The following is a 26730-nucleotide window of genomic DNA, read 5'->3' as shown; positions in this document are numbered from 1 at the left end:
TTAATTAAATGAGAACAGACACTATGTCGACGCGCGCACAGCGCTATGGCGCTCAAGTCAATAATGGGACGACACGTTTTAATTTATGGGCACCGGACGCCCATGAAGTAGTAGTAAAAATTCGCGATCTTGATGATTTTTCCATGCAGTCGCAGGGAGATGGTTGGTTTTGTGTGCATGCGCCCTGTGGTGCGGGGGCAGAATATTGTTTCCTCATCGACGGCAAACATCAGGTTCCGGATCCCGCCGCCCACGCTCAAGTAGAAGATGTGCATGGCTACAGCCAAGTTGTCGATCACAACAGCTACAACTGGCGATGTACCGAATGGAAAGGCAGCCCCTGGCATCGCACCATCATTTACGAACTGCATGTTGGTTTGCTGGGCGGATTTAAAAATGTGGAAAAATGCTTGCCTATTTTAGCCAGCCTCGGTGTAACCGCTATCGAGCTGATGCCGTTGCATCAATTTCCAGGTACACGCAATTGGGGCTACGACGGCGCACTTTTGTTCGCTCCTGCCAACGTCTATGGCTCACCAGACGATTTAAAAAGTCTTATCGACACCGCGCACGAACTCGGCCTTATGGTGTTTGTGGATGTGGTGTACAACCATTTTGGCCCCGACGGTAATTATCTAAGCTTGTACGCCAGTCCGTTTTTCCGCTCCGACGAACAAACCGCGTGGGGTTCTGCCATAGATTTCCGCCGCACCGAGGTGCGTGATTTCTTTTGTGAAAACGCTCTTATGTGGGTGCTGGATTACCGCGTTGATGGTTTGCGATTCGACGCAGTGCATGCGATTTCCGAAAAGAACTTTTTGGTGGAGATGGCCGGACGTCTGCGTTCTTCCGTTACAGAAGGGCGGCATATCCATCTGATGCTGGAAAATGAAGAAAACAATGCGCTTTTATTGGAAAAAGGCTTTGACGCGCAGTGGAATGATGACATTCACAATGTTCTGCATCATCTGCTCACGGACGAAGATCAGGGCTATTACGGTGACTTCTGCGAGAACCCCACACAAAAGCTCGCCACCAGCTTAAAAGAAGGATTTATTTACCAAGGGCAAAACACCCGCCACGGTAAACCGCGTGGAGAATCCAGCGGTCATCTACCGCCGACGTCTTTTATTTTCTTTTTGCAGAATCACGATCAAGTTGGCAATCGCGCTTTTGGCGAGCGCTTGCCCTTACTGGCAAATCGCGACGCATTAAAAGCCGCCACAGCTGCCATGCTGCTCTCCCCCATGATTCCTTTATTGTTTATGGGGGAGGAATGGGGCTCAGAGCAGCCGTTCTTTTATTTCACCGATCATCACGATGAACTTGCTGTTGCAGTGCGCGAAGGCCGGCGCAACGAATTTGCCGATTTTGCTCATTTTGTCGATAAGGAAATTCGCGATCGTATTCCCGACCCCAACGCCGAAGCCACTTTTACAGATTGCATTTTGGATTACGAATGCACGCGCCAGCCACTGCAAATGGAATGGAATGATTTTTATCGCCAGCTGCTGGCGCTACGCCATCTGGAAATTATTCCGCGCCTGCCGGGCACTCGCGCGGAAAACGCCGTGGTCCTTGCGGAAGGCGCAGTAAGTGCAACTTGGCACTTGGGCGACGGGAACCAGCTGCGTATGGATATCAATTTGAGTAGCAGCAGTGTGAAAAACGAATCGGCTGAGCAACATGGCAAAATAATCTTCCGCCACAGGGTCGATGATCAAAACGAGCGGCAACGCGTACTGCCGCCCTACAGCATATTGGTTTCCGTTTGAGATTTTTATGATGACTGACGACAACTTTTATTTACATAGGACGCATCTTGTATGATCGACGTTCGTGCGACCGTGCGTTTGCAATTTCACAAGGGTTTCACTTTTACCGACGCTATACCGTTGGTGGATTATTTTTCCCGCCTTGGAATCAGTCATATTTACGGCTCACCCATATTAAAAGCACGGCCGGGTTCCACACATGGATACGACGTTGTCGATCCCAGCTGTATTAATCCGGAATTGGGTGGCGAAAGTGAGCTTGGGCGACTAGTTGAAGAATTGCGCCGTCATAATATGGGCCTGATCGTCGATCTGGTTCCCAATCATATGGCAGTGGGTGGCCAAGGAAATCCTTGGTGGCTGGACGTATTGGAATGGGGGCGACAAAGCCCATTCGCGAAATTTTTTGATATTCATTGGAATTCACCTGATCCGCTGTTAAAAGGCCAATGTCTGGTGCCGTTTTTGGGATCTGACTACGGTGAAGCTTTGTGTAAAGGCCAGATAGAACTTGCTTATAACGCTGACACAGGTTCATTTTACGCTAGCCATTTTGATCATCTATTTCCTATTTGCCCAAGCACCTACGGCGAAATTCTAAGTGCCAGCCCTAATTCGACTCTGCGCCAGTTCGGCGAGAGCTTTGCTGCGCTGGAGAATTCTCCTTCTGCCTGGGAGGAAGCCAAAACCCTGCGCCGAGAGTTTGCCGATCAGGTAAAACGCGACCATTTGGCATCCTCCATTCAGGAGGAATTGCTTCGTTTCTTTCCAAATGAAAAACAGCAAGAGCTGGATGAAGAACAAAAGGAAAATCTGCATCGGCTACTTGAATTGCAAAACTACCGTCTGGCCAGCTGGCGCACCGCCGCGGACGATATCAATTGGCGTCGCTTTTTCGATATCAATGAACTCGCTGGCTTGCGTATGGAGCGCCACGATGTATTTGAAGCAGTTCATGCCAAGATTTTTGATCTGGTAGCCAAAGGCTGGATCGATGGTTTGCGTATAGATCACGTCGACGGCCTCGCCAATCCGCGCGCCTACTGCCGCAAGTTGCGCCGCAGGGTCCAGCGTCTGCTACCGGCCCGACCAGAAAGCGCCGCTATTTCCCGCTTTCCCATTTATGTGGAAAAAATTCTTGCTGCCGGCGAACAACTGCCTACCACTTGGCAAGTGGACGGTACTACTGGTTATGAATTTATGAACCAGGTGAATTTATTACAGCATCACGAGGCCGGCGGCCGGCAAATGGCCAATTACTGGCATCAGGTGAGCGGTCGGCCAGCGGATTTTATGGAAGAGGTTTTGGAAGCGCGCCGCTTAATTCTCGCCACTTCATTAGCAGGCGATTTTGAGACGGTTGCACAAAATCTTTTATTGATTGCGCGCTCTGATATTCATACACGCGATATAACACTCGCGGCGATCCGACGAGTGCTGACCGAACTCCTGGTGTATTTTCCGGTTTACCGCACCTACGCCAGCGCCTGTGCGCGCACGGAGCAGGATCAGGTTTTCTTCCAACGCGCATTCGAAGGTGCGCGCAGCGCGCTGCAGGAATCCGAATGGCCGCTGCTGGAGCGATTGGCGCAGTGGCTGGGTGGAGAAGCCCTACACGAATTACCTCCAGGACCGGATCGCTCTTTGCGCGCTCGCACTATCGCGCGTTTTCAGCAGCTCACTTCGCCAACGGCTGCCAAAGCTGTGGAAGATACTGCGACCTACCGCTCGGCAGCACTTTTATCGCGCAACGATGTGGGCTTTGATCCGGAACACACCGGAATATCCTTTAAGGATTTTCATCAAAACTGCGCATGGCGCCAGCAATATTTTCCACGCAATCTTTTAACCACTGCCACGCATGACCATAAGCGTGGCGAAGACACTCGCGCTCGCCTCGCTGTTTTGAGTGAACGACCCGATTGGTTTATGGAAAAAGTACGCCAATGGCGAATGTCGACCCGCGCGCTGCGCACAGAATTAAACGATGGTCCTGCTCCTTCCCCCGGTGATGAATGGATCCTGTTGCAAACACTGCTGGGTTCCTGGCCGTTGGAAGATTCACCTGATCTCGATGTTTATTTGCAACGTTTAAGGGGCTGGCAGGAAAAAGCTCTGCGTGAAGCAAAATTACGCAGTACCTGGAATGCCCCCAACGGCGAATATGAACAAGCGTGCCAGCAATATCTTAACCGCATATTTGAAGATGCTGATTTGGCTGACCTGCGCAATGATATAGCACGCTCCGCCATGCAAATCGCCCCTGCAGGAGCGCTCAATGGCCTCGCCCAAACTCTACTGCGCCTCACTACGCCGGGAATTCCAGATTTATTCCAGGGCACCGAATTCTGGGATTTCAGCTTGGTCGACCCGGATAATCGCCGGCCGGTGGATTTTGCTGCGCGCGAGCAAGCATTATTCGACGAGGCCAATCCCGCCGAATTAATTACGAATTGGCGCAATGGATGCATCAAACAATATTTGATTAGTCGCGTTCTTGCAGCGCGACAGCAATATCCATCTTTGTTTGTTGATGGCTCATATCAACCACTGGAGCTGCGCGGCGAAATGGCCAGTCACTGCGTAGCATTTTTACGTCGACTAAAGGATTCGCATTCAAACTCCGAGCAAATATGCGTGGCACTGGCTCCACGCCTGACGGGAACTTTATTGCGCGACTCAACGATCCCTCATGTTCCACCCGGTTTATGGGCTGACACAGCGATCGTTCTGCCAGAGGATATTTATGCGAGTCATTTTTTTAGTGTGATTACAAATAATCAATGGCAGGCTGAAAATGGTCTCCTAAATCTGCGCGAACTTTTACAGGATTTCCCGGTGAACGTCGCACTCGTTAAATCCGGAGGTAATCTTTTATGAAATCCCCCACTCACCAATTCAATGCATTTGTGCAATTCAATACATCTGTGCAATTCAATGCACCGCTGGACCAAGAGGGAGACGAGCCGACCGAAACTCCAAACGCTCCAGAGTATCCAACGCCCATTGAAATTCCCAACCCAACAGAAATTCCAGATCCGGTGCCGCATCAAGACCCGGTGGAAATTCCTGTTCCTGGCAGCGACCCCGCACCAGAAATCGAACCGCCGCAGGAATTAAATACCTATCCCATGGAAGATGCGTCCTACTCGATTTACGGGTATTCGGGTGCAATCACCTGGATACCCACTTATTCCACTCATAACTATTCAATGAGATCGACTATTTCCGGTTTGTGAATATCACCAACCGACTTTCGGGAGCTTTTATGACCACAACAGTTGCACCAGAAATCATGACTCGATCACGCATAACGGAAGGTCGTCCCTTTCCACTCGGCGCCACCTGGGATGGGCTAGGAGTTAATTTTGCAATCTTTTCCCGCCATGCAACCAAAGTCGAACTGTGTTTATTCGACGACACAGGCGAAATAGAGCTGGAAAGAATCGAACTTCCAGAATACACCAATGAAATTTGGCACGGTTATCTGCCCGATGTGCACGCCGGCCAGGTTTACGGTTACCGCGTCCACGGCCCCTACGAACCCGACGCAGGACACAGATTTAATCCGAACAAATTGCTGATCGACCCTTACGCGAAAGAACTTGTTGGTTCGTTAAAATGGTCGGATCGTCTGTTTGGTTACAAGATCGGCTCGCCAGATGCCGACCTCAGTTTTGACGATCGCGATAGTGCGGCTTATATGCCCAAAGCCCGTGTCATCGACCCGGCATTCACCTGGGGCGAACATAGATCCTTAATAATCCCCGCAGATGAAACCATTATTTACGAAACTCACGTGCGCGGTTTTACCATGCTGCATCCGGCAATCCCGGAAGATGTGCGCGGATGTTTTGGCGGAATTACCCACCCTGCGGCCATTGACCATTTACGATCACTTGGCGTTACCAGTATCGAATTAATGCCTGTCCATGCATTTGTGGATGACAAACATTTATTGGATAAAGGTCTGAAAAATTATTGGGGTTATAACACCCTTGCATTTTTTGCTCCGCACTCACTTTATCTCGCTCGCGGTCACTTAAATGAATTTAAGGAGATGGCAGCTCGGCTGCACGCAGCCGGGATAGAATTGATTCTTGATGTAGTCTACAACCACACGGCTGAAGGTAATGAACTTGGCCCGACACTCTCTATGCGCGGCATAGATAATTCAACCTATTATCGCCTTATGCCGGATAATCCGCGTTATTACGTCAACGATTCCGGCACCGGCAACACCTTGGATTTAGGCCACCCCTGCGTTCTTCGTTTAGTGACCGATTCCCTGCGTTACTGGACCACAGATATGGGAGTTGATGGTTTCCGCTTCGATCTTGGAACCATATTAGCGCGTGAGGACACTGGTTTTAATGAAAGCCACGGCTTTCATTTGGCATGTCTGCAAGATCCCGTGCTGAGTCAGAAAAAATTAATTGCCGAGCCGTGGGATTGCGGCTGGGGCGGTTACCAAGTCGGCGCATTTCCCTCAGGCTGGTTTGAATGGAATGATCGCTATCGCAATACCGTTCGTTCATTCTGGCGCGGTGATCAAGGGCAATTGCCGGAATTGGCAACTCGTATGACAGCATCCGGCGATATTTTTAATCAAAGAGGCAGACGCCCTTCCGCCAGCATTAATTTTGTCACGGCACACGACGGTTTCACATTGCACGATCTGGTCAGCTATAACGACAAACATAATGAGGCCAATGGCGAAGATAATAAAGATGGCACCAACGATAATCTTTCCTGTAATTACGGTGCCGAAGGTCCGACAGATGATCCGGATATCATTGAAATTCGTCAGCGCCAAATGCGCAATTTTATGGCGACCTTGTTATTTTCCCAGGGCACGCCGATGATCTTGTCCGGCGATGAATTTTTCCATACGCAAGAAGGTAACAATAATACCTATTGCCAGGACAATGCTTTAACCTGGCTGAACTGGGAACTCGACGACGCAAGCAAACAAATGTTTGCCTTTACCCAGAAATTAATCAAGCTGCGAAAAAATTATCCGATTTTACGTCGCGGTCGATTCTTGGTGGGAGAGCACAACGAGGAGCTCGGCGTCACCGACGTCACTTGGCTGTCCCCGGACGGTTCAACCATGACGGAAGAAATGTGGCGCGATCCCGGACGCGCTTGTTTAGGCATGTTACTGGATGGAAGAGCTCAGCCAACAGGCATCCACAAAACTGGCGGAGATGAAACAGTATTACTGATCGTCAATGCGCACTTTGAAGGTATTCCTTTCATTCTCCCAGAAACCGCTCAGGGAGATACTTGGATAAGCCTGATCGATACCAGTCGACCGGATTTGGAATTAGCGGAAAAATATCAATTTGGCCATGAGTATCAGGTTCCCAGTCGATGTTTGCTGCTTTTTAAACTGGAGAATTCACGCGTTAAGCACGAAAAAGAAACCAAGGCACCTGTGGAAAAATAAACATCTTCGGCAGGGATGCTGATTACAACAAATATCAGACATTGGTTGATGGGCTGTCAGTTTCAGCGATCGCGATAATTTAATGCATGACAGGCAGATAAATTAAGACAAGCACCAGGGCAATAAAAAAGGGAGCTAAGCTCCCTTTTTCTTATGCCTAATGCATCTGTTTCAAGCGATTGCTTGATTAAGGTGAGGCGTGATTAGTGGTGCTGTGGCTATGGCTTGCGCGACCGCCTTTACGACCAGCTTCTGCTGCGCGCTCTGGGTTATTGCGAAAATTGCCGCCGCTTTCATGGCCACCTTTGCGGCCAGCTTCTGCTGCGCGTTTTGGATCATTTTTGAAATTACCTCCGCTGTGTTGACCTCCCTTGCGTCCGGCCTCCGCTGCGCGCGCCGGATTGAATTTAAAATTGCCGCTGCTGACTTGACCGCCTTTGCGTCCAGCTTCTGCTGCCCGTGCCGGATCTGCTGCGAATCCGCGCCCACTTTTCTTTGGCTGAGTGGTTGTTGCTGGCTGTGCGTTTTGTGAGCCTTCGCTTGCTTGAATGTTGTCGTCTCGCTCGTTCATTTCGATATCCTCATGCTGAAGAAGATCATTATGTTTACCTACTCAAGGCGTTACCAAATCTCCTTTTTCCTGTAATGCATGGCCTCTAAATCATCTTAATTCAAGCCATATTGGCGATTTGTCCCGGAGCTACAAAAACACCTCACTTTCTTCCGTATTTAGACCAACAAAAGTCTTTTTTTACTGTCTACTGCAACAGCACGGTTCTATGGGCGTTTAGGAAACTTTACTCAATTGCTTGCGTCCGGTGTGTTGGTTAACGAACAGAGGTAGGAATATATAAGAACTAATTTTTTTCAACGTTAAAACAATTTAAAACACGGGAAGAAATATTATGGTAGCCACAGCGAAAAAAATTCAAAGTGACACAAAAATCAGCAAAGCCCCTGAAGCGACAGCGCTTTTGCGCGCTGACCACAAACTTGTGAACAGTCTTTTTGAGGAATATGAAAACGCACGCAGTCTTGCCAAGAAAAAATCCATCATTGATGAAATCTGTCTTGAGTTAACAGTGCACGCTCAAATCGAAGAGGAAATTTTTTATCCGAAGGTCAAGCAAGCTCTTAAAGACCATGAGCTGGTACCAGAAGCGATTGTTGAGCATGACACCGTAAAGCAATTGATTGCTCAGCTGCAAAGCCAGGACATAGAGCAGGATAAAGACGATTACAACGCCAAAGTTACTGTTCTTTCGGAGTATGTGAAACATCACGTCAAGGAAGAACAAAACGAGCTTTTTCCCAAAGTTAAGGAAACCAAGCTCGACCTTTATGAATTAGGCGAACAACTATTGAAACGCAAGGAAGAATTAATGGCGAAACTCAAATAGATGATTTGGCAATATTCTTGTGAATATCCTGCGAAAATCGTCAAGCAAGAGGGAAGCTGCTAGTTAAAAGGATTTTTGAATAATCAATATTTGAAATGGCTCCCGGACGGAACTTGGAGCCAACTCGAAATTATCGCTCTTTTGCGAATTTCATTCGCCAATCGCCTAAACACTCAGCAACCAAAATGTCAGAGGCAAATAAAATGAACACAGGCATCAACGAGAGCAACCTGCGCGAAATCGCATACCGGATATGGGAAAGCGAGGGTCGTCCAATCGGCCAGGCTGAGCGGCATTGGCTCATGGCGCTGGATCAAATATCTGCGGATCAAAAAACCACTGGCGACAGCTTTTTGGGTGAAAGAATAAACGATGGAGTGGCGCCTCTGGTGCCCGACTCAAACGATTATTCCTTCCAAAGTGAGCTGGAATCAAGTGATTCGGAATTGGACGCAAGTCTTCCGGAAAATGTTCAGCAGTCTTTTGCCGGCCATAAGGAAAAAATTGGTAAGCGCAAAAAAGCTAAAGCCAAAAACGAGGAAACCTTTGCAGACCAGAACGCGTCTCCAGCTCCGCGGAAAAATTCCCGCAAGCCAAAGACTTCCGACAACAATATTCTGGTTTGACTTACTCCGCTGGCCAGCCATCTTAAACTCGCATCAACGACGTCTATCGGCGTCCGTTCATTTTCGCGTTTTGAGGCAACATGTTTGACCAGCGGAGGTTCTGTAAACCTCAAGCGGAGAACAAATGCATGAGAATCAGCGACATAATGACCCACGAAGTAGAAACCATTACACCCGATCAATCCATAGCTGAAGCAGCACGCACCATGCTCAAAAGCGACTGCGGCTCATTATTCGTTCGCGATAATGACAAACTCGTGGGTGTAATAACCGATCGCGATATAGTTATTCGATGTGTTGCTAAGGATTTACCTTGTGACACACCTGTCAGCCAAATTATGACGGATGCCATTCTCTATTGTTTCGAAGACGAAGATATTCAACACGTCGCAGAAAATATGGCCGATTTGCATGTGCGCCGATTACCCGTTATGAATCGCAATAAACGTTTGGTCGGCATTGTTTCCCTCGGCAATTTTGCCAGCGGGGCCAATGTCAATGCGGGGAGCACACTTCTGCGGGGAGTCGCGCAAGCACATTAATAGATCTCGGCACTTAGCCCATTAACGACTTAATTCTTTGTCGAAGTCAATATTTAAGGCTCAAGGCGCAGCAAGGAAATTCTCGCTGCGCCTTAAAAGCCAAATTATTCTTCGTCGAGCAATTTTCCCAGTCTGTCAAAGCGGCGTTCCCATAAGCGCCGGCGCTCGTGCAGCCATTTTTCTGCAGCAGAAAGCGTCTCAGTTTGAATCTCACACGTTCGCACGCGCCCTTCCTTCCAGGTTTTAATCAGACCGCAGTTTTCCAGCAAATTAATATGCTGAACGACTGCAGCCAGCGTCATATCCAACGGCTTCGCCAATTCGGAGACGGTTAAAGATCCTTTGCTCAACTGCTCCACCATCGCCCGCCGCGTATTATCGCCCAATGCGTGAAATATGCGACTGATATCCAAAGAGGCTCCCATACAAATTGCGCTCCTATTTACTTTACTTCTGCGTCCAGCGCTCCACCCAATTGCTCCAGCAACACCTGCCATCCCGCACGTCTTATATCAGCCCCATCAGCACCTTCAAAAAAGGCGGCCTACTCAGTAAAGCGCAATAGCGTTTTGCTGTTTTGCGGTAGCAATTCTATTGTGCTTAAAGAGGCGGAAATACGATTTTCCCCGAGCGTCATGGTGTAGGCAATCACGATCCGTTTATTCTCCACAATATCCATATACCAACTGTCATTACGACAAACCAGACCCGCAACTGGCCCATGATTCATAAGAAAAACACCGGTTTCTTTACCACCTACACGAAAGTCCATCTCAAAGGATTGCAGAATCGACCCCTCGCCTTCCGCAAACCACTTGCGTTTCCTGGCGGGATCCGAGAAGTTTCTAAAGACTTTCTCCGGGCTGTGCGGATATTCTCTCGCCAAAGTAAAGCTTTCATAAGTAACCGTTGACTCAACCATAACAAACTCCTTCCAGTTAGTTTATTTTCTACTTAAGTATCTGACCACCCCATTCAATAGCCAAGAAAAAACTTAACTATTATCGACCGTACTGTATTGACGGAACGAGACTAGACTCAGTTTGGTTACTCCCAACGCATCGACCTTATGCTCCCTGATAGGTAAAATTGCGACTTTTGCAAGGCAGCAAACCGATGGAAACCAAACTGCTTTTGGATTTTTCCCCCATTAAAGGCTATCGCATCGGATACGCACCGGTGGGCAAACCTTATATGAGCGTCATTTGTTACCAAATCGATGAATTGCTGATTGATACCGGCCCCGCCAATTCACGCCGCGCCCTGATGGGTCTTCTGGATCCCAAAACCATTAGCCGAATTTGCCTGACTCATTATCATGAAGATCACGCCGGCAACGCGGCTTACCTCAGCAAACATCATAATATTCCTGTTTACGGCCATGCTCTGACCGCCGAAATTTTAAAAAAACCAGTTAAATTAAAACCTTACGAAAAATATATCTGGGGAAATCTGGAGACTATCGATATTCACCCTTTAGGTGATTCAGTGAAAACAGAGAACTATCGCTTCACATTGATTCACACACCGGGTCACAGCGACGATCACATTGTCTATTGGGAGAAAAATCAAGGCTGGCTTTTTTCCGGTGATATGTATCTCGGTTCCCGCATTAAATATTTTCGTGCGGACGAGAGCATTAGCCAGACCATTGATTCTTTAAAGAAAATTACATCACTTCAGTTCGACAAACTGTTTTGTGGACACAATCCAAAACTTGAACAACCTCATGAGGCCATCCAACGCAAAATTGATCATTTGGAGAATATCATCGGCAACGTGCAGTATCTTTATACTCAGGGAAAATCGCACAAGGAAATTCTGCAAGAATTGGTAAGAGGACGGGAATCCTGGCTGGTTAAAATCGTTTCTATGGGCGATGTGAGCTATAAAAATATGGTTCTCTCCGCCATCAAGGATATTGAACAAAAATCGTCAGCATAAGGCGTACCCGCCATGTAGGTAAACGCCTTCCAACGTCTATTTAATCCAGCGAGCAAGGATCTGCTCTATATCCCTATGATTCAACAATCCCGCCTGTTGCCACTGCAATTTGCCAGCGACAAATACCGCAAAATTCGGAATGCTGCGGATATTGTATTCAAGCGAAAGGCGCTGCTCCTGCTCGGTGTTCACTTTCAATACCAACACTTTTCCCGCCAGCAATTGCGCAGCCTTGGTTACTTCCGGCGCGGCCATACGACAAGGGCCGCACCAGCTCGCCCAAAAGTCGACCAAAACCGGCACGGGCGCTTCGCGAATAATGTCTTCAAATTCCGCTTGCGTGACGTCAATCGGCTCCGATTGCGGCGCCAATTCTTGTTTGCACTGGCCACAGCGGCCTCGGCTGGCGAGATGGCGAGCGGGGATGCGATTTTTAGTACCGCAAGAAGTGCATACTCGGATCATGGTTCTGCTCCTCTTAAATTTTGGATTTCTTCTTGTCCCTTACCCACCAAATATTTCCATCTTTTTTGGTTTCAAACAGGTCAATCGCCTTCAATAAATCACTTAATTTGTTGTAGCCGTAATTGCGCGAATCGAAAGACGCATGGTTGGCAATATGGGAACCGAGTGCACCAAGATGCGTCCAGCCTTCGTCGTTTTCGCAGGCCTCCATTCCCTGCCGTAGGAGATTGATCAGTTTGGTATCTCCCTTTAAATTCACCTTGGTTTCCGCTTGAATTTGCTCTGCGGGCTTTTCATCGACAAACAGGAATCTCGAGCAGGCGTTAACAAACGCCTCAGGTGTTTTGCGTTCGCCGAAACCGATCACAAATTTTCCATCGGCCAAAATGCGCGTAACCAGTGGTGTAAAATCGCAATCGGAGGAAACCAGGCAAATAATATCCACCTGTTTGGTATAGAGCACATCCATAACGTCAATCACCAAGGCTATATCGGTCGCATTTTTGCCTTTGGTGAGATCGAACTGCTGCATAGGTTGAATGGCATATTCCTGCAGAATATTGGTCCAGCTTTTTAGATTGGCGCTGGCCCAGTTGCCATAGGCTTTACGAATATTGACGACACCATATTTGGCAAGTTCGGCGAGAATAAAATCGATTTTACTGGCGGGCGCATTGTCGGCATCGATAAAAATCGCAATTTTATGTTTTCCCGCAATAATGTCGTTCATCGGTTTATCCTCGTTTGTTTTTCTGTCTGGCGAGATAGGCATCCAGCTGATTGGCAAATTTTTGCCGGTCGGTTTGATCGTAAGGCGGACTGCCACCTGTCTGAATTCCACTGCTGCGCAATGTTTCCATAAAATCGCGCATATTAAGCCGCGAACGGATATTTTCTTTGGTGTACAACTCGCCGCGAGGATTCAGCGCCACACATTGTTTAGCCACCACTTCCGCCGCCAAGGGAATATCCGAGGTTACCACCAAATCCCCTGCCTGGGCATTTTGCGCAATCTCGTTATCCGCCACATCAAATCCCGATACCACCTGGATACTTTTGATAAACGGCGACGGCGGTACACGCATGTATTGATTGGCAACCAGCACCACGGGGGTTTCCGTCCGCACAGCCGCGCGAAAGAGGATTTCTTTAGCCGCTACCGGGCAGGCATCAGCGTCGACCCAGATGGTCATATGGGATTTACCTTAAACAGTTCGTATAAGGCGCTCATGGTAGGTAACTGCTAACAGGGTTTCAATGCTGCGGTGCATTCGAGTGCGCTTCTCTATAATCAAACGTAACTTTGGAGGTATTTGGCCGCTGGCTTGTCTCGAGAGTATCTCTACTTCATGGAAGTAGATAAATCAGAGTATTGGAGATGCTATGAAGAGTATTACCCGAGCAGTTTGCTTACCCGTCTTATTGCTATTCACCTCCTGTCTAGTTCTTGGTGCCTGCAGCCAAGGCGGGAAAGGGGGCAAGTCGCAATCGCAGCTGCAACCGCCTGCCGCCCAACCACCCGCCGATACCGGTCCATTCGCTGGCAAGACCATGGCGATGAAAATGGAGGCCTACACATTCAATATAAGCTTGGAAGAGGTTTTGGAGAACGCGAATCCCGATTATGCGCTTACAAATATAAATCTTTACAAGTACGACGACTTGGGCAGATTCTTGCGGGAAGCCATAGTTACCCTGCCTCAATCTCCCACATCCAATATTCCGCCGACTGGCGCTATAGCTTATTCGATCGAATTTACTTATAGCGATTCAGATCCTGCGCAAGAAGAATTTGCCATTCAGGATACGTGGGATGCATGGAGCGACCAATCTTCCGGCGCACATACACAAACCATTGTTTGGCAAGACGATATCGAGGAACACATCTATTACAACGATGGGCAAATGACCAGTATATTCTTTGCTATTAGCAAAGAATTCAACGCACAGGGTTATTTAACTCGCTCAACTAGCAAAAGAATGGATATTGAAGAGGAGTCGACTTGGTCAGAAACATTTTATCGCGCACCCGACGGCAAGCGATTGGAAAGCATAGTTAACACCAATGAAACCATCGAATTTCAATACGATCTTAATGGTGTGTTGCAGGCGATGCGCGCAGTAAAGCCCAATTCTCTTGATGTCACCACCTACACTTATTGGACCCAAGCGGACAGATACCTTATAGGTGCACAAACCCGTTCTTTTGATCATGATGGAATTGAAACCGGGATTCGCACAGCCGTGGAAATTTTTAAAAGCGGTTTTTGTCACGAAGCAACGCGCCGGAGGGATATTTTCCAACGGCCAAACTGGGCGCCTTGCAGAGAATTTTCTGACTGGAAATAACGGCTGGAATAATAAAAGCGCGGCCCAAAACCGCGCTTTTATTGGCGATTAAAACCGTGCAGTAAGACCGATCTGCACAAGTGTCTGGTCTCCTTCTTTTACGTCGACTTGTCGGCGCTCCGCCCAATGGGAATATTTGCGCGTGTAATGTTGTTCGTAAGTGCCGAAAATAGCGATTGTGTTATTCAAGCGATATTCGAGTCCGGCGGTGAGCTTGTACTGTATTTCCCGGTCCTTAAAGTCATCCACCAACGATTCTTCACTATCCAGAGTGAGTTCTGCACCCCCAATACCAGCACCTAAAATTCCGTGCAGTCTCGGCAGATATAAATTAGGTGTCCAATAACCGCTGTAAAAAATTGCATGCTTAGTGTATTCAGCAGACAAGCCCACAAGGTCCGTATTCTGGTAGTAGTACTCAAACACAAACCGCGCATTGTCGTCCGCCACCCCCCAACTGACTGAGATCAGGTCACTTTCTTCATTATCCAAAGTGAAGGACGTCACAACAGGTTTGATAGGTTCAGCGGGAGGCGTCTCTGGTTTTTCACCAAAATCGGTGATGGTCACGAGAGTTTGATCGTGATCGAACTTGCCGGAAGAGGCCGATAAAAATACCTGACCATCCGCTAAAGCGGATGCGGAACAGGTCAGTAACGCTCCCAGAACACCAATGCGAATTTTTTGTTTCATTACTTGTTTCCTTTTCGATTTAAATGAAATAAACAATCACCTGCGTCAAATATTTCGGCCGCGAATCCGGCATTTCGACTGTCAGTTAAATATTCCGATTGCGAATCGTCTCCAGCGCTACCAGCACTCCGCGCAGTTCCGCCAGGCCTTTTAATCGGCCGAGATAGGAATAACCCGGGTTGACACCAGGCTGGCCAATTTCATCGGCTAACAGATGACCATGGTCAGGGCGCATGGGGATTTGCCAATCACTGCGCCCTTCGCGCTTGCGACGATTTTCTTCGTCCAGCAGAGCCGACATCAAACCAACCATATCATTATCGCCATCCAGATGATCTGATTCGTAGAAGGAGCCGTCTGCCTCACGCTTCACATTACGCAAATGAACAAAATGAACCTGCGGACCAAATTCCCGCGCAATAGCCACCAGATCATTATCACCGCGCGCACCGAACGAACCGGCACATAGGGTCAAACCGTTATTCGGGCTGGGAACGCGTTTGAAGATGATGCGCGCATCGTCCGCAGTCGACACAACGCGTGGCAGGCCAAACAGAGAGAACGGTGGATCATCCGGGTGGATGCACATATTGATGCCCGCTTCTTCGGCGACCGGAATGACTTCTTCGAGGAACAGGATGAGATTTTCGCGGAAACGTTCTTCGCCCAACTGAATAAAGGCTTCGATCGCGGCGCGCACGCCTTCGCGGTCATAAGAACCTTCGCCGCCGGGCAAACCGGCGATGATATTTTTCTCCAACAGAGCCTTCTCTTCTTCGCTCATAGCCGCAAAACGCTCTTCCGCCCGGGCGATAACTTCTGGGCTGTAGCTTTGTAGAGCACCTGGGCGCTGCAAAATATGGATGTCATAGGCAGCAAAGTCGGTCATCTCAAACCGCAGTGCTTGGGCATTGTTCGCCAGGCGATAGCTAAGGTTGGTGCGCGTCCAGTCCACCACCGGCATAAAGTTGTAACAGACTGTATGCACTCCCGCGGCACCTACAGCGCGGATGGACTGTTTGTAATTTTCGATTTGGGCAATGTAATTGCCCGTACGCAGCTTGATGTCGTTGTGTAGCGGGATACTCTCTACCACCGCCCACTGCAACCCCGCGCGCTCAATTTCCTGCTTGCGTTTAGTCACTTCCGCCTCAGTCCAGGCCTGCCCCGTAGGAATGTGGTGCAGCGAAGTCACTATCCCTGTGGCGCCAGCTTGGCGAATTTTTTCCAGGCTGATGGGATCATTTGGACCAAACCAACGCCATGTTTCTTGCATAACAACCTCTCTTAAATTGGCTTGCCCGAACACAAGCCATACAACTAAGTGATCAGTTTCATAAGTCGCGGGCAACAGTGCCAGCGAAGATAAATAGTAGTCAGCGCCAGCCAGCCGGGGCGGAAAATTTATTCGGCGCAGAAAATGGGCATGCTACCCAACCCCGCGCCATATGGCCACATAGGAACACCGATCTACCGAGGGTATGATGTCCCTCACAAATTTTTTTACTTTTTAATGAGGTGTTTATGCGTAAGTCCGGAGATAAAAAGACTGTTCCCAAAATCGTCGTAGTAGGTGGTGGCGCTGGCGGTCTGGAGCTGGTCACCAAACTGGGGGACACCCTCGGCAAGCGCAAGCAAGCGGAAGTCGTCTTGATCGACCGCGACACCTCCCATCTCTGGAAACCCCTGCTTCACGAACTGGCAGTAGGCGCTATGGACGACGGTCTGGACGCGGTCAGCTACCGCGCTCATGCCATCAACCACCACTTCCATTTTCGCGTTGGCACTGTGACGGGTATTGACCGCGAAAACAAACAAGTGATCCTCGCGCCTATGCGCGATGAAGACGGTTCACAGTTCCTGCCGGAAACTCGCATCAACTACGACTATCTGGTGATGGCCATAGGCTCCATCTGCAACGACTTCAATACACCTGGAGTGAAAGAGCACTGCATCTTCCTCGATAGCCCCAAACAGGCGCGTCGCTTCCACAGCAAGTTGATCAACTCCTTTCTGCGCCTGCAGCGTCTGCCGGAACAGTACCATGAGGTCAGAGTCGTGATAGTCGGCGCGGGCGCAACCGGCGTGGAACTCTCCGCCGAGCTCCATCACGCGGCGAAGGAGATCCACAACTACGGCTTCAGCGCCGTCAATAACGACAAATTCAAAGTCACTCTAATAGAAGCTGGCCCACGTATTCTCGGCGCCCTGCCCGAGCGCATTTCCCAGGCCGCGCACCGCGAGCTGCAAGCCTTGGGTGTCACCGTCAAAGTGAGTACCGCCGTTACCAAAGCGGCTGAAGACCGTCTGGAAACCAAAGACGGTGAAGTCATACCGGCTGACCTGATTGTCTGGGCAGCAGGCATCAAAGTGCCGGAGTTCATGAAGGAAATCGGCGGCTTGGAAACCAACCGCATCAATCAACTGGTGGTCAATTCCTACCTGCAAACCTCGCGTGACCCGCATATTTTCGCCATCGGCGATTGTGCGGAGTTCACTGGGCCGGATTCAAAAAAAGCGCCGCCGCGCGCGCAAACGGCGCATCAGATGGCCTCAACCTGTTATCACAATCTGGTGGCAAGCTTGCGCCAGAAACCGCTGAAAGCTTATGCCTACCGCGACCACGGCTCACTGATTTCGCTGTCCGAATATTCCACCGTCGGCAATCTGATGGGCAATCTAAGCCGCGGCAGCCTATTTATTGAAGGCAAACTGGCGCGCGTAGCCTATATCTCGCTTTATCGCATGCACCAATTCGCGATTCACGGTTTTTTGCGCACAGGCGCTGTAGTTCTTTCGAGCGGCTTGAATCGCTTATTGCGTCCATCGCTTAAACTGCACTGACAGTCTGCGCCAAGGACGGTGCTGTATTTATGGATAAGACAAATGCAAAACATTTTAGATGGTTCGCCGCTCGAATTCTTCGATACTCATTGCCACTTTGATTTTGAAGACTTCGACAGCGATCGCGATGAAATTTGGGCGGAATGCCAAAACCGCGGCATTCACCATATGCTGGTGCCCGGCGTGCAACCGGAACAATGGCCGCGCATGCGCGATCTGTGTGCAGCTAATCGTGGAATTTATTTCGCCGCGGGATTGCACCCCTGCTGGCTCGAGTCACCCCAAGATCAAAATTTGTCCCAGCTGCAACAAGCGTTGCGCGATATAGCCGCGATCGAACATTGCATTGCGATTGGCGAATGCGGTTTGGACCAATACATCGACGGCGACGAAACGCTGCAGGAAGCCGTGTTGTGCGCCCAATTGGAAATGGCTCAGGAATTGGAAAAACCAGTGATTTTGCACTGTCGCCGCGCTCACAATTTGTTATTGCGCTGCCTGAAACAATTTCCGCTAAAACGCGGCGGTATTTTGCACGCTTACAGCGGCAGCCAGGAACAAGCCGAACAATATTGGAAAATGGGATTTTTTCTCGGCATAGGCGGCACTATTACCTATGAAAGAGCCAATAAAACCCGTACCGCCGTAAAACATCTGCCTCTAAACGCCCTGGTGTTGGAAACCGACGCGCCCGATATGCCTTTGTTCGGCCAACAAGGAGAACGCAATTCGCCGCTGAATGTACTAGAAGTTGCCAAAACCTTGGCCGAATTGCGCGGCGACTCCCTGGCAAACATTGCCACCCAAACCACACAGAATGCCAAGCAGCTTTTTGGACTGATATAAAAATATGACACCCGATGATTTTTCTTCCGTAAACCTGGATCTGTTACGGCAAAACCGCCAATGGCAAGCGCAATATCGCCAGTTAATGGAGTGGGGAAATCTGATTCAACCCAAACCGGAATTGCGTCTGGCGGACAATAAAATTCGCGGTTGCGCCGCAGATGCTTGGTTGAGTTTTGATGGAAAGCGATTTTTTTTCGATAGCGACAGCCGCATTATCAATGGGCTTGCGGTGTTGTTTCTGTCGCAGGTGGAACGCGCGCTGCAGCAAGGAAATTCTTTGGAGGGAGTTATTGATGAATTGGCTTGGGCTGAAATGTTGACAGAGCTTGGCCTGCAAAAACACCTTAGTCCTTCGCGCAGCAACGGCTTTCGCGCTTTGGTACGCCGCGCTCATGAGCTTACTGATTTAAAAAAATCTCATCCTTGAGATTCAGGGGTCGCCATATTATTTCTTACGCTGAAAGCTTTTATTACGCCTAGCCTGGTTAACTGAAGACTTCCTCGGTTTAAGCTGAAGGCTCTTTTCAATTAAGCCGAAGGCTATTCTCAATTAAGCTGAAGGCTATTCTCAATTAAGCGGAAGGCTCTCCACGCTTAAAGTGCTCTCCTCGCTTAAAATGTTCGCCTTTCTTGCCGTGCTCACCGTGTTTAAAGGGGCGATCTTTGCGTTTTTCTTTCAGGCTCTGCCATTTTTCACGCTGTTCAGGTGTCAAGACTTCATAAACTTTTGCGTTGATTTCACCGCGTTCAATAATTCGTTGTTTAACGGCGTTAGCGTGCGCTTCGGCTATCTCTGCGACTTTTGCGCTGTAATCTGGCGATGTCGGATCCAGATTGGTCAAACCGCGCTTGAAGCCGCGCACGCCAGGATTTTTGTCCTTTTTGGCGTAGGAACGATGAATTTCGGCAATGGCTGCCTTTTGCTCGTCAGTCAAATCCAATTTTTTCGCCAGGAAGTGCACGTGCTCTCTACCACCACCCACAGGGCCATGATCGGGGCCGGCATAGGCAGCTGCGCCAGTTAACAAAGCGGTGCTCAACAATACTGAAGTCACTAAACGTTTCATGATTTTCTCTCCGGGGTGTCTGTTTGCCACGATTCCAGTATCGTCCCAGCGCCTGCAAAGTAGGGTTAAGCTGGTGTAAAGTTGTGTAAAGCCCGGTTACATTTTCACCATGGAAGGCTGTTGACCATAAAGATGGTTTACTATGAAAAGCAGCGGCAACAACAAGTTCTCAACATGACGACACTCTCATCAACACCAGCACAATCCACCATACTGCTCGTCGACGACGACCAGTCTTTAACTCAATTACTCAGCGAATATTTAAGCGGCGAGGGTTTTACGGTTTACTCTGCAGCAGATGGCGAAGAAGCACTGAGCAAACTGCGCGACAACATCAGTGCTGATGTTGTGGTGCTGGATATCATGATGCCGAAAATCTCCGGCTTGGATGTGCTGAAACAACTGCGGAATTTTTCCGATATACCCGTGATTATGCTTACCGGGCGCGGCGATGATATTGATCGCATTCTGGGGCTGGAGATGGGTGCGGACGATTATCTCGCCAAACCCTGCAATCCGCGCGAATTAAGCGCACGCATCAAAGCCGTTCTGCGCCGGACTCGCCCCTCTGCTAACGATAGCGCTAACGGACCTAAAACCGTCGCCGGTCTACAATTGGACCCGAGCGCTTTAAGCGCAACACTGGACGGTCACCCCTTATCACTTACCGGAGCGGAATTTCGTGTTTTGCAATTATTGGTTGAGCATATTGGCCAAGTGCTCAACAAAGAATTTCTGACCGAGCAGGTGTTGCAGCGCAAACTCACCCGCTACGACCGCAGCATCGATGTACATGTCAGTCGCATCCGGCAAAAACTCGCCCAATTGCAAACCTCCAATGAAGGTTTGCATATCAAAGCCGTGCGCGGCATGGGCTATCAATTATTGACGGGCGCGAACGGCGATGAAAATTAAAAGACTTTTTTGGAAAATATTTGCCTCTTTCTGGTTAGTCAGTCTTTCCATCATGCTGGCGACCAGTTACGCGATTCTCGCGTCCGTGGAAACGGAAAAATTTCGCAGTCAACACGAAAAAATTCTCCGCAATCTGGCCGAGCGCACCATCGAGCATTACGAAAATCTGCCGCCGGACAGCCAGATAAAAAAGAGTCTGCTGCGCAGCTACGGACCACCCTATAACATGGTGAACCATCGACATATCGTCAGCGTCCGTCGCGGTGACACCATTATCTACGAGCGCGATACGGATAATTCACGCAAGAGCGAGACCTACACCTTTGACGTTATTTCCGCCAAAGGCAATCGTTATACGGTTGAAGCCCTGACACCAAGGCCGCCACCGCAATTAATGAATATGCTGCAACGGGTTAATACCCTGCAGTTTTTTATTATTCTGTTCGCTTCGACCCTGGTGAGTTTGTTGCTGAGCTGGAGCATTACACGTCCGCTCAAACAACTGGGCGTCGCCAGCCGTCAATTTGCTCAAGGCGATCTGCATACGGAAATTGATCCGAAATTACTGAAGAGAGCGGATGAACTGGGCGATCTGGCTCAGGATTTCTCTTACATGATGCGCAAGATCCAGCAGACCATCAGCGCGCAAAAACAATTGCTCCACGATGTTTCCCACGAATTGCGCGCGCCCTTGGCACGCTTGCAGGTAGCGGCGGAATTGATTCAACAGAAGGAAGAAAAACCCTCCTCGTATATTCAACGCATACACGCAGAATGTGAGCGCATGGATGAACTCATTCAACGAATTTTGAATTTCGCGCGCCTGGAGGAGTCCACAGCGACTTTTGCGACTTTTGACTTGGTTAAGCTATTGCGAAGCCATATCGACAATATTCAGTTTGAATATCCGCAGCGCGAAATTCGCCTCTCTCACGATATGACAACACTATCGATAAGCGCCGATAAAAACCTGCTCGGCGAAGCCATCGATAATATTCTGCGCAACGCGTGCAAATACACGCCGGAAAACGCCCCAATCGATTTGGCAATCAAACAAAGCCATCAGCACGTCATTTGTACAATTCGCGATTACGGCTCAGGCGTTTCACCCGAGGATTTGGCAAAACTCACTACACCTTTTTATCGCTCCGACAACCGCATGCACGGGGACGGCTTTGGCTTGGGCTTGAGCATTGCGCGCCGCGCCATGGAAAAACATGGCGGGACTTTAACTCTTGGCAATCATCCGGAAGGTGGGTTGCAGGTTGTCATGACAATTCCTGAGCGTCTTTCCTAGAAAGGAGAGACGCTCAAGGAACGGATGAAGATTAGAAGAATCCTGACATTGCGAACGCTGTTTTCTCGAACATCAGATTTTGAGCGTCTTCAAGTTTCAAATTCGCTTTGTTCGCAGTGGTAACAATGCGTGTGCGATATTCTTTTCGATTTGATACTTCAGACACCGTCTGGCGACTGGAACCAGCATCGGACACTTTGGTATCTACTTGGGTATCTTTACGAACGATTGCGCCATATTTGGTTTTTTCCGTAACCTGGATATCGCAGACCAACATATAAGTCACATCTTTCACCAAGGCACCTGAAATAAATTCAGCTGCACCCCCAGCGACACCGCCTATGGCGGCTCCCCTCCAAGCTCCACCAGGGCGGGACGTGGCTGCACCCACTGCCGCGCCAGCAGCTACCGAGCCCCCAGATAGCCCTGATTCAAAGCGGCTTCGGCTGCTGTCGGACTCGCTTTTTCAAGATTCAATACGTAAGCCACCATGACGAACTGAGCAGCATCTGGATCATCTACGATGCGATAACCGTTGTCGTTCAACGCAAACTGCTCTTTGACATACGTCTTGAACGCGCGGCGATCAAACTCCATTACACCACTTTTAATATCCAAATAAATAGTGCGTTTATCTTTGGCAACAGGATCGACAAATATGGCTGTACTGGTGCGCGTTTGCACATCCAAATCTTTTTTGGACAGAGCCACGCCTGTCGCGGCGCAACCTGCCAAGTAATAACACACGCTCAGCAAAAAGCCGATTTTAAAGATGGAATTAATATGCTTTTTCATGGATATACATCCCTTATTTTCGGACGAGTTGATGTTAACGATCCTTCACGGTCAACGCGCACACGCAAGATGTACGCATTGACATGAATCTTTTTAAATGGGGTATGACCTGGACTTAAATAGAGATACTACCAATACCGACCGTAGTAGTAGCGATAATAACGACAATTCTGGTAAGCGCTCCAACCATAACTATAAATATCGGCACAGGTATAACCGGGCTTCCAGTAACTCGGCGCCTTTTGCACTTCTGGCTTCAAATCCTTAGCCATGGCACCTTTAATATATTCATCAATTTTCGCTTCATCTTCGACAGAAAATGGCTTTTCCAAAACCTGCGCATTTAACTGTCTCTGCATTGCCATCATTTCTTCTTCTGATTGCCCCAATGCCAAACCATGAGCCGATAACAATACCACCGCAAGAATGCTGACTTTCAATTTCATTTTGCCTCCATTTTACAAAAGATTTGCCTATTCATGCCGACTTATTCAGCAAGCTTTAATACAACTCCATTGCCAACCAAAATTCCTTCTTGATAATTAAGCAAAATTGCCAAACGGAAAATGCGCACCTCTGGTGTGCAACCGACGTTTATTAACTTGAGGAAGTTTGAGGAAAGCCAGCCGCCCGCAATAACATCCAAATGCTAGAACCAACTCCAGTCGGAATTGCATCGGCGAAATCCGTTAAACAAATGTTTAAATCAATAATCCTTGATTCTTCTTGTGCTTTTTGTAATTGATTTGAGCGGTGCCCACAAAACAAATAACTTGGATGTTATAAGGACAGGGCCGCCAAAACTTATTGAAACGGTTAAACCTTGCTGCGGGTTTAACCGCCGTCACTGCAAAATGAAAGATAGACAGACCTACACGGCCTTCCCGACCGATGACTAAGAGAGATATCGCAGAACAGAACGCGTGACGAAGATGCCCTCGCGGTAGCTCCCTTTACAGCTAATCGGGGCGCGATTTGGCGAATTTAGTAATCCGCGGTAGCCAAGTCAAGCAAATTTTTACGCAAACTAGCTTATATTCATGCCAGAGCTAATCGGCCCCCAAATATTCTTCTTATTTAGATCCAATTCGCTCCACCAATTGGAGATAACGCTCTACAGCGCGTGCGGCGGCAGCAAATCCAAATGCGCCGGTCACCATTACGCAAGAGCCAAAGCCGCCTGCGCAGTCGAGCCGCACACCGTCCTGCAGCACTTGCTTTTCCATGCACACGGTTCCATCGGGTTTCGGGTACACCATCTGCTCCGGCGAGAACACCGCATCCACGCGAAATTTCCGATGGCCATCGCGGGCAAAGCCGTGACGGCGGAATAATTGAGTGCGAATTTTTGCGAGTAAAGGATCCCCCTCCGTACGCGCCAAGTCGTCAATGCGTATACGGGTTGGATCCGTTTTGCCGCCAGAAGAGCCAACTGTCACTAGGCGAATTTTGCGCGCGCTGCAGTAAGCGACCAGCGCGCCTTTGGTAATAGCCGCGTCCATCGCATCGACTACCACGTGATGCTGGGGGCCTATATAGGTCGGCAAATTGTTGGAATCGAGAAAATCTTCGATACGGTGCAGACGAATTTCCGGATTAATGTCTTTGAGACGGGCTGCAATCACCTGATTTTTGGATTGGCCAACATTGGCTTTTAATGCATGGCTTTGCCGATTGGTGTTGGTAATGCACACTTCGTCCATTTCAATCAGAGTCAGCTCACCAACGCCAGAGCGCGCCAGGGCTTCCGCCGCCCAACTTCCCACGCCACCCAAACCTATAACCGCCATATGCGCCTGAGCAAGCGCCTCCAAAGCTGCCTCACCATAAAGTCGGCCAATACCGCCGAAACGCTGCCGGTATTCGTCTGACAACGCCATACAACCTCACTCTACCTCTGCACAAAAAATGCGCGCGTTTTAGCGCAATCTGCCGGATGTGCGCAAGACGATTTTCATGTCCCTGTCCCTGTTGCTCTTCGCTCGCTTCTCACTTTCAATATGCGACCCGTTTTATTGCGACTTTTCCTCATGACATTGCTGCAACTGCTCGGCGCACTTACGCCTCTGCTCGCCATATTGCTCCTGCTCGTCATACTGCGTTTGCCGGCTACGCGCGCCATGCCCCTCAGCCTGTTCGCCACCGCGGCAAGTGCCTGGCTTATCTGGCAAGTCTCGCCCGTGCGAATCGCCGCTGCAGTCATTGAAGGTTGGTTCGTCGCTCTCTCCATTTTGTGGATCGTCATAGGTGCCATCACCCTGCTGAATGTATTGCGAGCCACCTCGGCCATCGAGGTGATCCGCCACGGTTTTATCTCGATTTCGCCCGATCGCCGGGTGCAGATGATTATCATCGCCTGGCTGTTCAGTGCCTTTTTGGAAGGCATTTCGGGATTCGGCACGCCGGCAGCCATAGCTGCGCCATTATTGATGATTCTCGGCTTTCCACCCATGGCGGCAGTGGTAATGGCACTGGTAGCCGGTTCCAGCCCAGTGTCATTCGGCGCAGTGGGCACCCCGCTCCTGATTGGCGTCGGCCAGGGTTTGGCTGATCCCTCACCTGAACTGATCCAGCAGATTGGCGTCGCCACCATTACCTTAGACCTTTTTCTCGCCAGCGCTCTGCCCTTGCTGATGAGTGCCATGCTCACACGCTTTTTCGGCGAACAGCGCCGCTGGCGCGATGGCTTGGCCGTTTGGCCCTTCGCGTTGCTGGCGGGTTTTGCCTTTACCGTCCCCGCCTGGTTGACGGCGCGGCTCCTCGGCCCTGAGTTTCCTTCCATCGTCGGAGGCTTCGTCGGGTTGCTGATCACGACGTTCTGTGCTCGCCGCCAATGGCTGACGCCGCGTAACGTCTGGGGTTTTGCTGGTGATGCGCAGCAAGAACACCTTCCCACTCAGCACATGAGCCTGCTGCGCGCCTGGTTGCCTTATGCATTGGTTGCGGTGCTGCTGATCATCACTCGCGTGGATGCACTGCCATTGAAATACTGGCTCAACCAAGTGGTGATCAGCACCGGCGACATTCTCAATACCGGGATCCGCAATGAACTGAAACCGCTCTATCTGCCGGGCACTGTGTTTTTGCTGGTGTCATTGTTAGCGGGCTGGTTCCAGAAGGGTCAGCGCGCGGAACTGATCAACGCCTGGCGTGCCAGCCTTATCAAAGTGATTCCCACCGGCATAGCTCTGATGACGGCAATCCCGATGGTCCGGGTCTTCTTGCGCTCCGATATCAACACCGCCGGCCTACAGTCCATGCCCTTGGAACTGGCAGCACTGGCGGCCGATGCCATGGGCGCACACTGGCCTTTGGCTGCCCCCTTTATTGGCGGCCTGGGTTCTTTTATCGCCGGCTCCAGTACCTTTTCCAACATGATGTTCTCCGGCTTCCAGGCCGCCGTTTCAGAGCACTCCGGCTTTCCCCTCACCCTGGTCATCGCCCTGCAAGTGATCGGCGCCAACTCCGGCAATATGGTGGCTGTCTCCAACGTGGTCGCGGCGGCATCGGTGGTTAATATCAACGGTCGTGAAGGCCAGATCATCCGCTTTACGCTTGGGCCTATGCTGCTGTATTGCGGGCTTGCAGGATTGCTGGCGTTGACCTTACTGACTTTGGGTCTGGCGCCAAGCTGACAATCATTTATTAGAAACCTTTGGCACGATTTTCATCTTTCTTGATACCAATCAGACTTAAACCAACCATAGCGGGCGGCCG

26 protein-coding genes and 1 pseudogene are annotated in these 26730 nt (G+C 49.6%); 15 read left to right on the top strand and 12 right to left on the bottom strand.

What is annotated here, in order from left to right; genetic code table 11:
• The first annotated feature begins 8 nt into the window (after positions 1 to 8).
• The 4 genes from treZ to glgX are packed head-to-tail and all read left to right on the top strand — an operon-like array spanning position 9 to position 7227.
• The gene (treZ, locus tag DWB84_RS07965; RefSeq protein WP_222868088.1) at positions 9 to 1775 is read left to right on the top strand and encodes a malto-oligosyltrehalose trehalohydrolase; all 1767 of its coding nucleotides are present in this window, start codon (positions 9 to 11) and stop codon (positions 1773 to 1775) included.
• 51 nt (positions 1776 to 1826) lie between these two features.
• Positions 1827 to 4655, top strand: a complete 2829-nt coding sequence (treY, locus tag DWB84_RS07960; RefSeq protein WP_187409239.1) for a malto-oligosyltrehalose synthase — start codon at positions 1827 to 1829, stop codon at positions 4653 to 4655.
• Entirely contained in the window at positions 4652 to 5014 is a 363-nt protein-coding gene (locus DWB84_RS07955; protein WP_187409238.1) for a hypothetical protein, read from the top strand. The genes treY and DWB84_RS07955 overlap by 4 nt, the downstream gene beginning before the upstream one ends.
• Positions 5015 to 5043: 29 nt before the next feature.
• The gene (gene glgX, locus DWB84_RS07950) at positions 5044 to 7227 is read left to right on the top strand and encodes a glycogen debranching protein GlgX (RefSeq protein ID WP_255428897.1); all 2184 of its coding nucleotides are present in this window, start codon (positions 5044 to 5046) and stop codon (positions 7225 to 7227) included.
• A gap of 187 nt (positions 7228 to 7414) precedes the next feature.
• Here glgX and DWB84_RS07945 read toward each other — a convergent pair whose 3' ends face one another.
• Positions 7415 to 7798, bottom strand: a complete 384-nt coding sequence (locus DWB84_RS07945) for a general stress protein (RefSeq protein WP_187409237.1) — start codon at positions 7796 to 7798, stop codon at positions 7415 to 7417.
• A 334-nt stretch (positions 7799 to 8132) separates the two neighbouring features.
• On the opposite strand from DWB84_RS07945, the gene DWB84_RS07940 reads away from it, so the two are divergent.
• From DWB84_RS07940 to DWB84_RS07930, 3 genes are all read left to right on the top strand, one after another.
• On the top strand, positions 8133 to 8627 hold the full coding sequence (locus tag DWB84_RS07940) for a hemerythrin domain-containing protein (protein WP_187409236.1): 495 nt from the start codon (positions 8133 to 8135) through the stop codon (positions 8625 to 8627).
• 203 nt (positions 8628 to 8830) lie between these two features.
• Positions 8831 to 9253 (top strand): DUF2934 domain-containing protein, encoded by a 423-nt coding sequence (locus DWB84_RS07935; RefSeq protein WP_187409235.1) that lies wholly within the window; start codon positions 8831 to 8833, stop codon positions 9251 to 9253.
• A gap of 128 nt (positions 9254 to 9381) precedes the next feature.
• On the top strand, positions 9382 to 9795 hold the full coding sequence (locus DWB84_RS07930) for a CBS domain-containing protein (protein ID WP_187409234.1): 414 nt from the start codon (positions 9382 to 9384) through the stop codon (positions 9793 to 9795).
• Between the two features lie 104 nt (positions 9796 to 9899).
• Here DWB84_RS07930 and DWB84_RS07925 read toward each other — a convergent pair whose 3' ends face one another.
• The gene (locus DWB84_RS07925; protein WP_187409233.1) at positions 9900 to 10220 is read right to left on the bottom strand and encodes a helix-turn-helix transcriptional regulator; all 321 of its coding nucleotides are present in this window, start codon (positions 10218 to 10220) and stop codon (positions 9900 to 9902) included.
• A 119-nt stretch (positions 10221 to 10339) separates the two neighbouring features.
• Positions 10340 to 10717, bottom strand: a complete 378-nt coding sequence (locus DWB84_RS07920; RefSeq protein ID WP_222868087.1) for an SRPBCC domain-containing protein — start codon at positions 10715 to 10717, stop codon at positions 10340 to 10342.
• 194 nt (positions 10718 to 10911) lie between these two features.
• Between DWB84_RS07920 and DWB84_RS07915 the strand changes: the two genes are divergently transcribed.
• Entirely contained in the window at positions 10912 to 11739 is an 828-nt protein-coding gene (locus tag DWB84_RS07915; protein ID WP_187409232.1) for an MBL fold metallo-hydrolase, read from the top strand.
• A 36-nt stretch (positions 11740 to 11775) separates the two neighbouring features.
• Here the strand turns inward: DWB84_RS07915 and DWB84_RS07910 are convergent, their stop codons facing one another.
• From DWB84_RS07910 to DWB84_RS07900, 3 genes are read right to left on the bottom strand one after another with little or no spacing between them, the layout of a single operon-like run.
• Entirely contained in the window at positions 11776 to 12204 is a 429-nt protein-coding gene (locus tag DWB84_RS07910; protein WP_187409231.1) for a thioredoxin domain-containing protein, read from the bottom strand.
• A gap of 13 nt (positions 12205 to 12217) precedes the next feature.
• The gene (locus DWB84_RS07905; RefSeq protein ID WP_222868086.1) at positions 12218 to 12934 is read right to left on the bottom strand and encodes an NYN domain-containing protein; all 717 of its coding nucleotides are present in this window, start codon (positions 12932 to 12934) and stop codon (positions 12218 to 12220) included.
• 4 nt (positions 12935 to 12938) lie between these two features.
• On the bottom strand, positions 12939 to 13397 hold the full coding sequence (locus DWB84_RS07900) for a YaiI/YqxD family protein (RefSeq protein WP_187409230.1): 459 nt from the start codon (positions 13395 to 13397) through the stop codon (positions 12939 to 12941).
• A 190-nt stretch (positions 13398 to 13587) separates the two neighbouring features.
• On the opposite strand from DWB84_RS07900, the gene DWB84_RS07895 reads away from it, so the two are divergent.
• Positions 13588 to 14553 (top strand): hypothetical protein, encoded by a 966-nt coding sequence (locus DWB84_RS07895; protein WP_187409229.1) that lies wholly within the window; start codon positions 13588 to 13590, stop codon positions 14551 to 14553.
• Between the two features lie 48 nt (positions 14554 to 14601).
• Here the strand turns inward: DWB84_RS07895 and DWB84_RS07890 are convergent, their stop codons facing one another.
• Together DWB84_RS07890 and uxuA are read right to left on the bottom strand one after the other, a co-directional pair.
• On the bottom strand, positions 14602 to 15246 hold the full coding sequence (locus DWB84_RS07890; protein ID WP_187409228.1) for a hypothetical protein: 645 nt from the start codon (positions 15244 to 15246) through the stop codon (positions 14602 to 14604).
• Positions 15247 to 15331: 85 nt separating this feature from the next.
• Entirely contained in the window at positions 15332 to 16522 is a 1191-nt protein-coding gene (uxuA, locus tag DWB84_RS07885) for a mannonate dehydratase (RefSeq protein WP_187409227.1), read from the bottom strand.
• A 248-nt stretch (positions 16523 to 16770) separates the two neighbouring features.
• Here uxuA and DWB84_RS07880 point away from each other — a divergent pair, with 248 nt between their 5' ends.
• The 3 genes from DWB84_RS07880 to DWB84_RS07870 are packed head-to-tail and all read left to right on the top strand — an operon-like array spanning position 16771 to position 19366.
• On the top strand, positions 16771 to 18090 hold the full coding sequence (locus DWB84_RS07880; protein WP_187409226.1) for an NAD(P)/FAD-dependent oxidoreductase: 1320 nt from the start codon (positions 16771 to 16773) through the stop codon (positions 18088 to 18090).
• Between the two features lie 42 nt (positions 18091 to 18132).
• A complete protein-coding gene (locus DWB84_RS07875; RefSeq protein WP_187409225.1) occupies positions 18133 to 18936 on the top strand; it encodes a TatD family hydrolase in 804 nt (267 codons plus the stop codon).
• A gap of 4 nt (positions 18937 to 18940) precedes the next feature.
• On the top strand, positions 18941 to 19366 hold the full coding sequence (locus tag DWB84_RS07870) for a SufE family protein (protein ID WP_187409224.1): 426 nt from the start codon (positions 18941 to 18943) through the stop codon (positions 19364 to 19366).
• A 145-nt stretch (positions 19367 to 19511) separates the two neighbouring features.
• Here the strand turns inward: DWB84_RS07870 and DWB84_RS07865 are convergent, their stop codons facing one another.
• On the bottom strand, positions 19512 to 20006 hold the full coding sequence (locus tag DWB84_RS07865) for a Spy/CpxP family protein refolding chaperone (RefSeq protein ID WP_187409223.1): 495 nt from the start codon (positions 20004 to 20006) through the stop codon (positions 19512 to 19514).
• Between the two features lie 174 nt (positions 20007 to 20180).
• Here DWB84_RS07865 and DWB84_RS07860 point away from each other — a divergent pair, with 174 nt between their 5' ends.
• Together DWB84_RS07860 and DWB84_RS07855 are read left to right on the top strand one after the other, a co-directional pair.
• Entirely contained in the window at positions 20181 to 20921 is a 741-nt protein-coding gene (locus DWB84_RS07860; RefSeq protein ID WP_187409222.1) for a response regulator transcription factor, read from the top strand.
• A complete protein-coding gene (locus DWB84_RS07855) occupies positions 20911 to 22218 on the top strand; it encodes a HAMP domain-containing sensor histidine kinase (RefSeq protein WP_187409221.1) in 1308 nt (435 codons plus the stop codon). The genes DWB84_RS07860 and DWB84_RS07855 overlap by 11 nt, the downstream gene beginning before the upstream one ends.
• A gap of 31 nt (positions 22219 to 22249) precedes the next feature.
• On the opposite strand, the pseudogene DWB84_RS18995 reads toward DWB84_RS07855, so the two are convergent.
• From DWB84_RS18995 to tcdA, 3 genes and pseudogenes are all read right to left on the bottom strand, one after another.
• Positions 22250 to 23013, bottom strand: a pseudogene (locus DWB84_RS18995) (complement resistance protein TraT).
• A gap of 128 nt (positions 23014 to 23141) precedes the next feature.
• The gene (locus tag DWB84_RS07845; RefSeq protein ID WP_187409220.1) at positions 23142 to 23459 is read right to left on the bottom strand and encodes a hypothetical protein; all 318 of its coding nucleotides are present in this window, start codon (positions 23457 to 23459) and stop codon (positions 23142 to 23144) included.
• Between the two features lie 627 nt (positions 23460 to 24086).
• Positions 24087 to 24893, bottom strand: coding sequence for a tRNA cyclic N6-threonylcarbamoyladenosine(37) synthase TcdA (gene tcdA / locus DWB84_RS07840; RefSeq protein WP_187409219.1), 807 nt, complete (start codon positions 24891 to 24893; stop codon positions 24087 to 24089).
• 150 nt (positions 24894 to 25043) lie between these two features.
• Between tcdA and DWB84_RS07835 the strand changes: the two genes are divergently transcribed.
• Positions 25044 to 26648, top strand: coding sequence for an L-lactate permease (locus DWB84_RS07835; protein WP_187409218.1), 1605 nt, complete (start codon positions 25044 to 25046; stop codon positions 26646 to 26648).
• Positions 26649 to 26730 lie beyond the last annotated feature (82 nt).

It is taken from the genome of Saccharophagus sp. K07 (genome assembly GCF_014336955.1).
In the GTDB taxonomy this organism is placed as follows: domain Bacteria; phylum Pseudomonadota; class Gammaproteobacteria; order Pseudomonadales; family Cellvibrionaceae; genus UBA5868.
This window is presented reverse-complemented; position numbering and strand designations above follow the sequence as displayed.

What these genes read in the sequence shown, in the direction of transcription:
- DWB84_RS07925 (WP_187409233.1), bottom strand. Translation starts at nt 10,220, where the DNA reads ATGGGAGCCTCTTTGGATATCAGTCGCATATTTCACGCATTGGGCGAT.
- DWB84_RS07895 (WP_187409229.1), top strand. Translation starts at nt 13,588, where the DNA reads ATGAAGAGTATTACCCGAGCAGTTTGCTTACCCGTCTTATTGCTATTC.
- DWB84_RS07890 (WP_187409228.1), bottom strand. Translation starts at nt 15,246, where the DNA reads ATGAAACAAAAAATTCGCATTGGTGTTCTGGGAGCGTTACTGACCTGT.
- treY (WP_187409239.1), top strand. Translation starts at nt 1,827, where the DNA reads ATGATCGACGTTCGTGCGACCGTGCGTTTGCAATTTCACAAGGGTTTC.
- glgX (WP_255428897.1), top strand. Translation starts at nt 5,044, where the DNA reads ATGACCACAACAGTTGCACCAGAAATCATGACTCGATCACGCATAACG.
- DWB84_RS07930 (WP_187409234.1), top strand. Translation starts at nt 9,382, where the DNA reads ATGAGAATCAGCGACATAATGACCCACGAAGTAGAAACCATTACACCC.
- DWB84_RS07900 (WP_187409230.1), bottom strand. Translation starts at nt 13,397, where the DNA reads ATGACCATCTGGGTCGACGCTGATGCCTGCCCGGTAGCGGCTAAAGAA.
- DWB84_RS07870 (WP_187409224.1), top strand. Translation starts at nt 18,941, where the DNA reads ATGACACCCGATGATTTTTCTTCCGTAAACCTGGATCTGTTACGGCAA.
- DWB84_RS07955 (WP_187409238.1), top strand. Translation starts at nt 4,652, where the DNA reads ATGAAATCCCCCACTCACCAATTCAATGCATTTGTGCAATTCAATACA.
- DWB84_RS07905 (WP_222868086.1), bottom strand. Translation starts at nt 12,934, where the DNA reads ATGAACGACATTATTGCGGGAAAACATAAAATTGCGATTTTTATCGAT.
- DWB84_RS07880 (WP_187409226.1), top strand. Translation starts at nt 16,771, where the DNA reads ATGCGTAAGTCCGGAGATAAAAAGACTGTTCCCAAAATCGTCGTAGTA.
- treZ (WP_222868088.1), top strand. Translation starts at nt 9, where the DNA reads ATGAGAACAGACACTATGTCGACGCGCGCACAGCGCTATGGCGCTCAA.
- DWB84_RS07920 (WP_222868087.1), bottom strand. Translation starts at nt 10,717, where the DNA reads ATGGTTGAGTCAACGGTTACTTATGAAAGCTTTACTTTGGCGAGAGAA.
- DWB84_RS07860 (WP_187409222.1), top strand. Translation starts at nt 20,181, where the DNA reads ATGACGACACTCTCATCAACACCAGCACAATCCACCATACTGCTCGTC.
- tcdA (WP_187409219.1), bottom strand. Translation starts at nt 24,893, where the DNA reads ATGGCGTTGTCAGACGAATACCGGCAGCGTTTCGGCGGTATTGGCCGA.
- DWB84_RS07835 (WP_187409218.1), top strand. Translation starts at nt 25,044, where the DNA reads ATGACATTGCTGCAACTGCTCGGCGCACTTACGCCTCTGCTCGCCATA.
- DWB84_RS07910 (WP_187409231.1), bottom strand. Translation starts at nt 12,204, where the DNA reads ATGATCCGAGTATGCACTTCTTGCGGTACTAAAAATCGCATCCCCGCT.
- DWB84_RS07845 (WP_187409220.1), bottom strand. Translation starts at nt 23,459, where the DNA reads ATGAAATTGAAAGTCAGCATTCTTGCGGTGGTATTGTTATCGGCTCAT.
- uxuA (WP_187409227.1), bottom strand. Translation starts at nt 16,522, where the DNA reads ATGCAAGAAACATGGCGTTGGTTTGGTCCAAATGATCCCATCAGCCTG.
- DWB84_RS07875 (WP_187409225.1), top strand. Translation starts at nt 18,133, where the DNA reads ATGCAAAACATTTTAGATGGTTCGCCGCTCGAATTCTTCGATACTCAT.
- DWB84_RS07945 (WP_187409237.1), bottom strand. Translation starts at nt 7,798, where the DNA reads ATGAACGAGCGAGACGACAACATTCAAGCAAGCGAAGGCTCACAAAAC.
- DWB84_RS07865 (WP_187409223.1), bottom strand. Translation starts at nt 20,006, where the DNA reads ATGAAACGTTTAGTGACTTCAGTATTGTTGAGCACCGCTTTGTTAACT.
- DWB84_RS07855 (WP_187409221.1), top strand. Translation starts at nt 20,911, where the DNA reads ATGAAAATTAAAAGACTTTTTTGGAAAATATTTGCCTCTTTCTGGTTA.
- DWB84_RS07935 (WP_187409235.1), top strand. Translation starts at nt 8,831, where the DNA reads ATGAACACAGGCATCAACGAGAGCAACCTGCGCGAAATCGCATACCGG.
- DWB84_RS07915 (WP_187409232.1), top strand. Translation starts at nt 10,912, where the DNA reads ATGGAAACCAAACTGCTTTTGGATTTTTCCCCCATTAAAGGCTATCGC.
- DWB84_RS07940 (WP_187409236.1), top strand. Translation starts at nt 8,133, where the DNA reads ATGGTAGCCACAGCGAAAAAAATTCAAAGTGACACAAAAATCAGCAAA.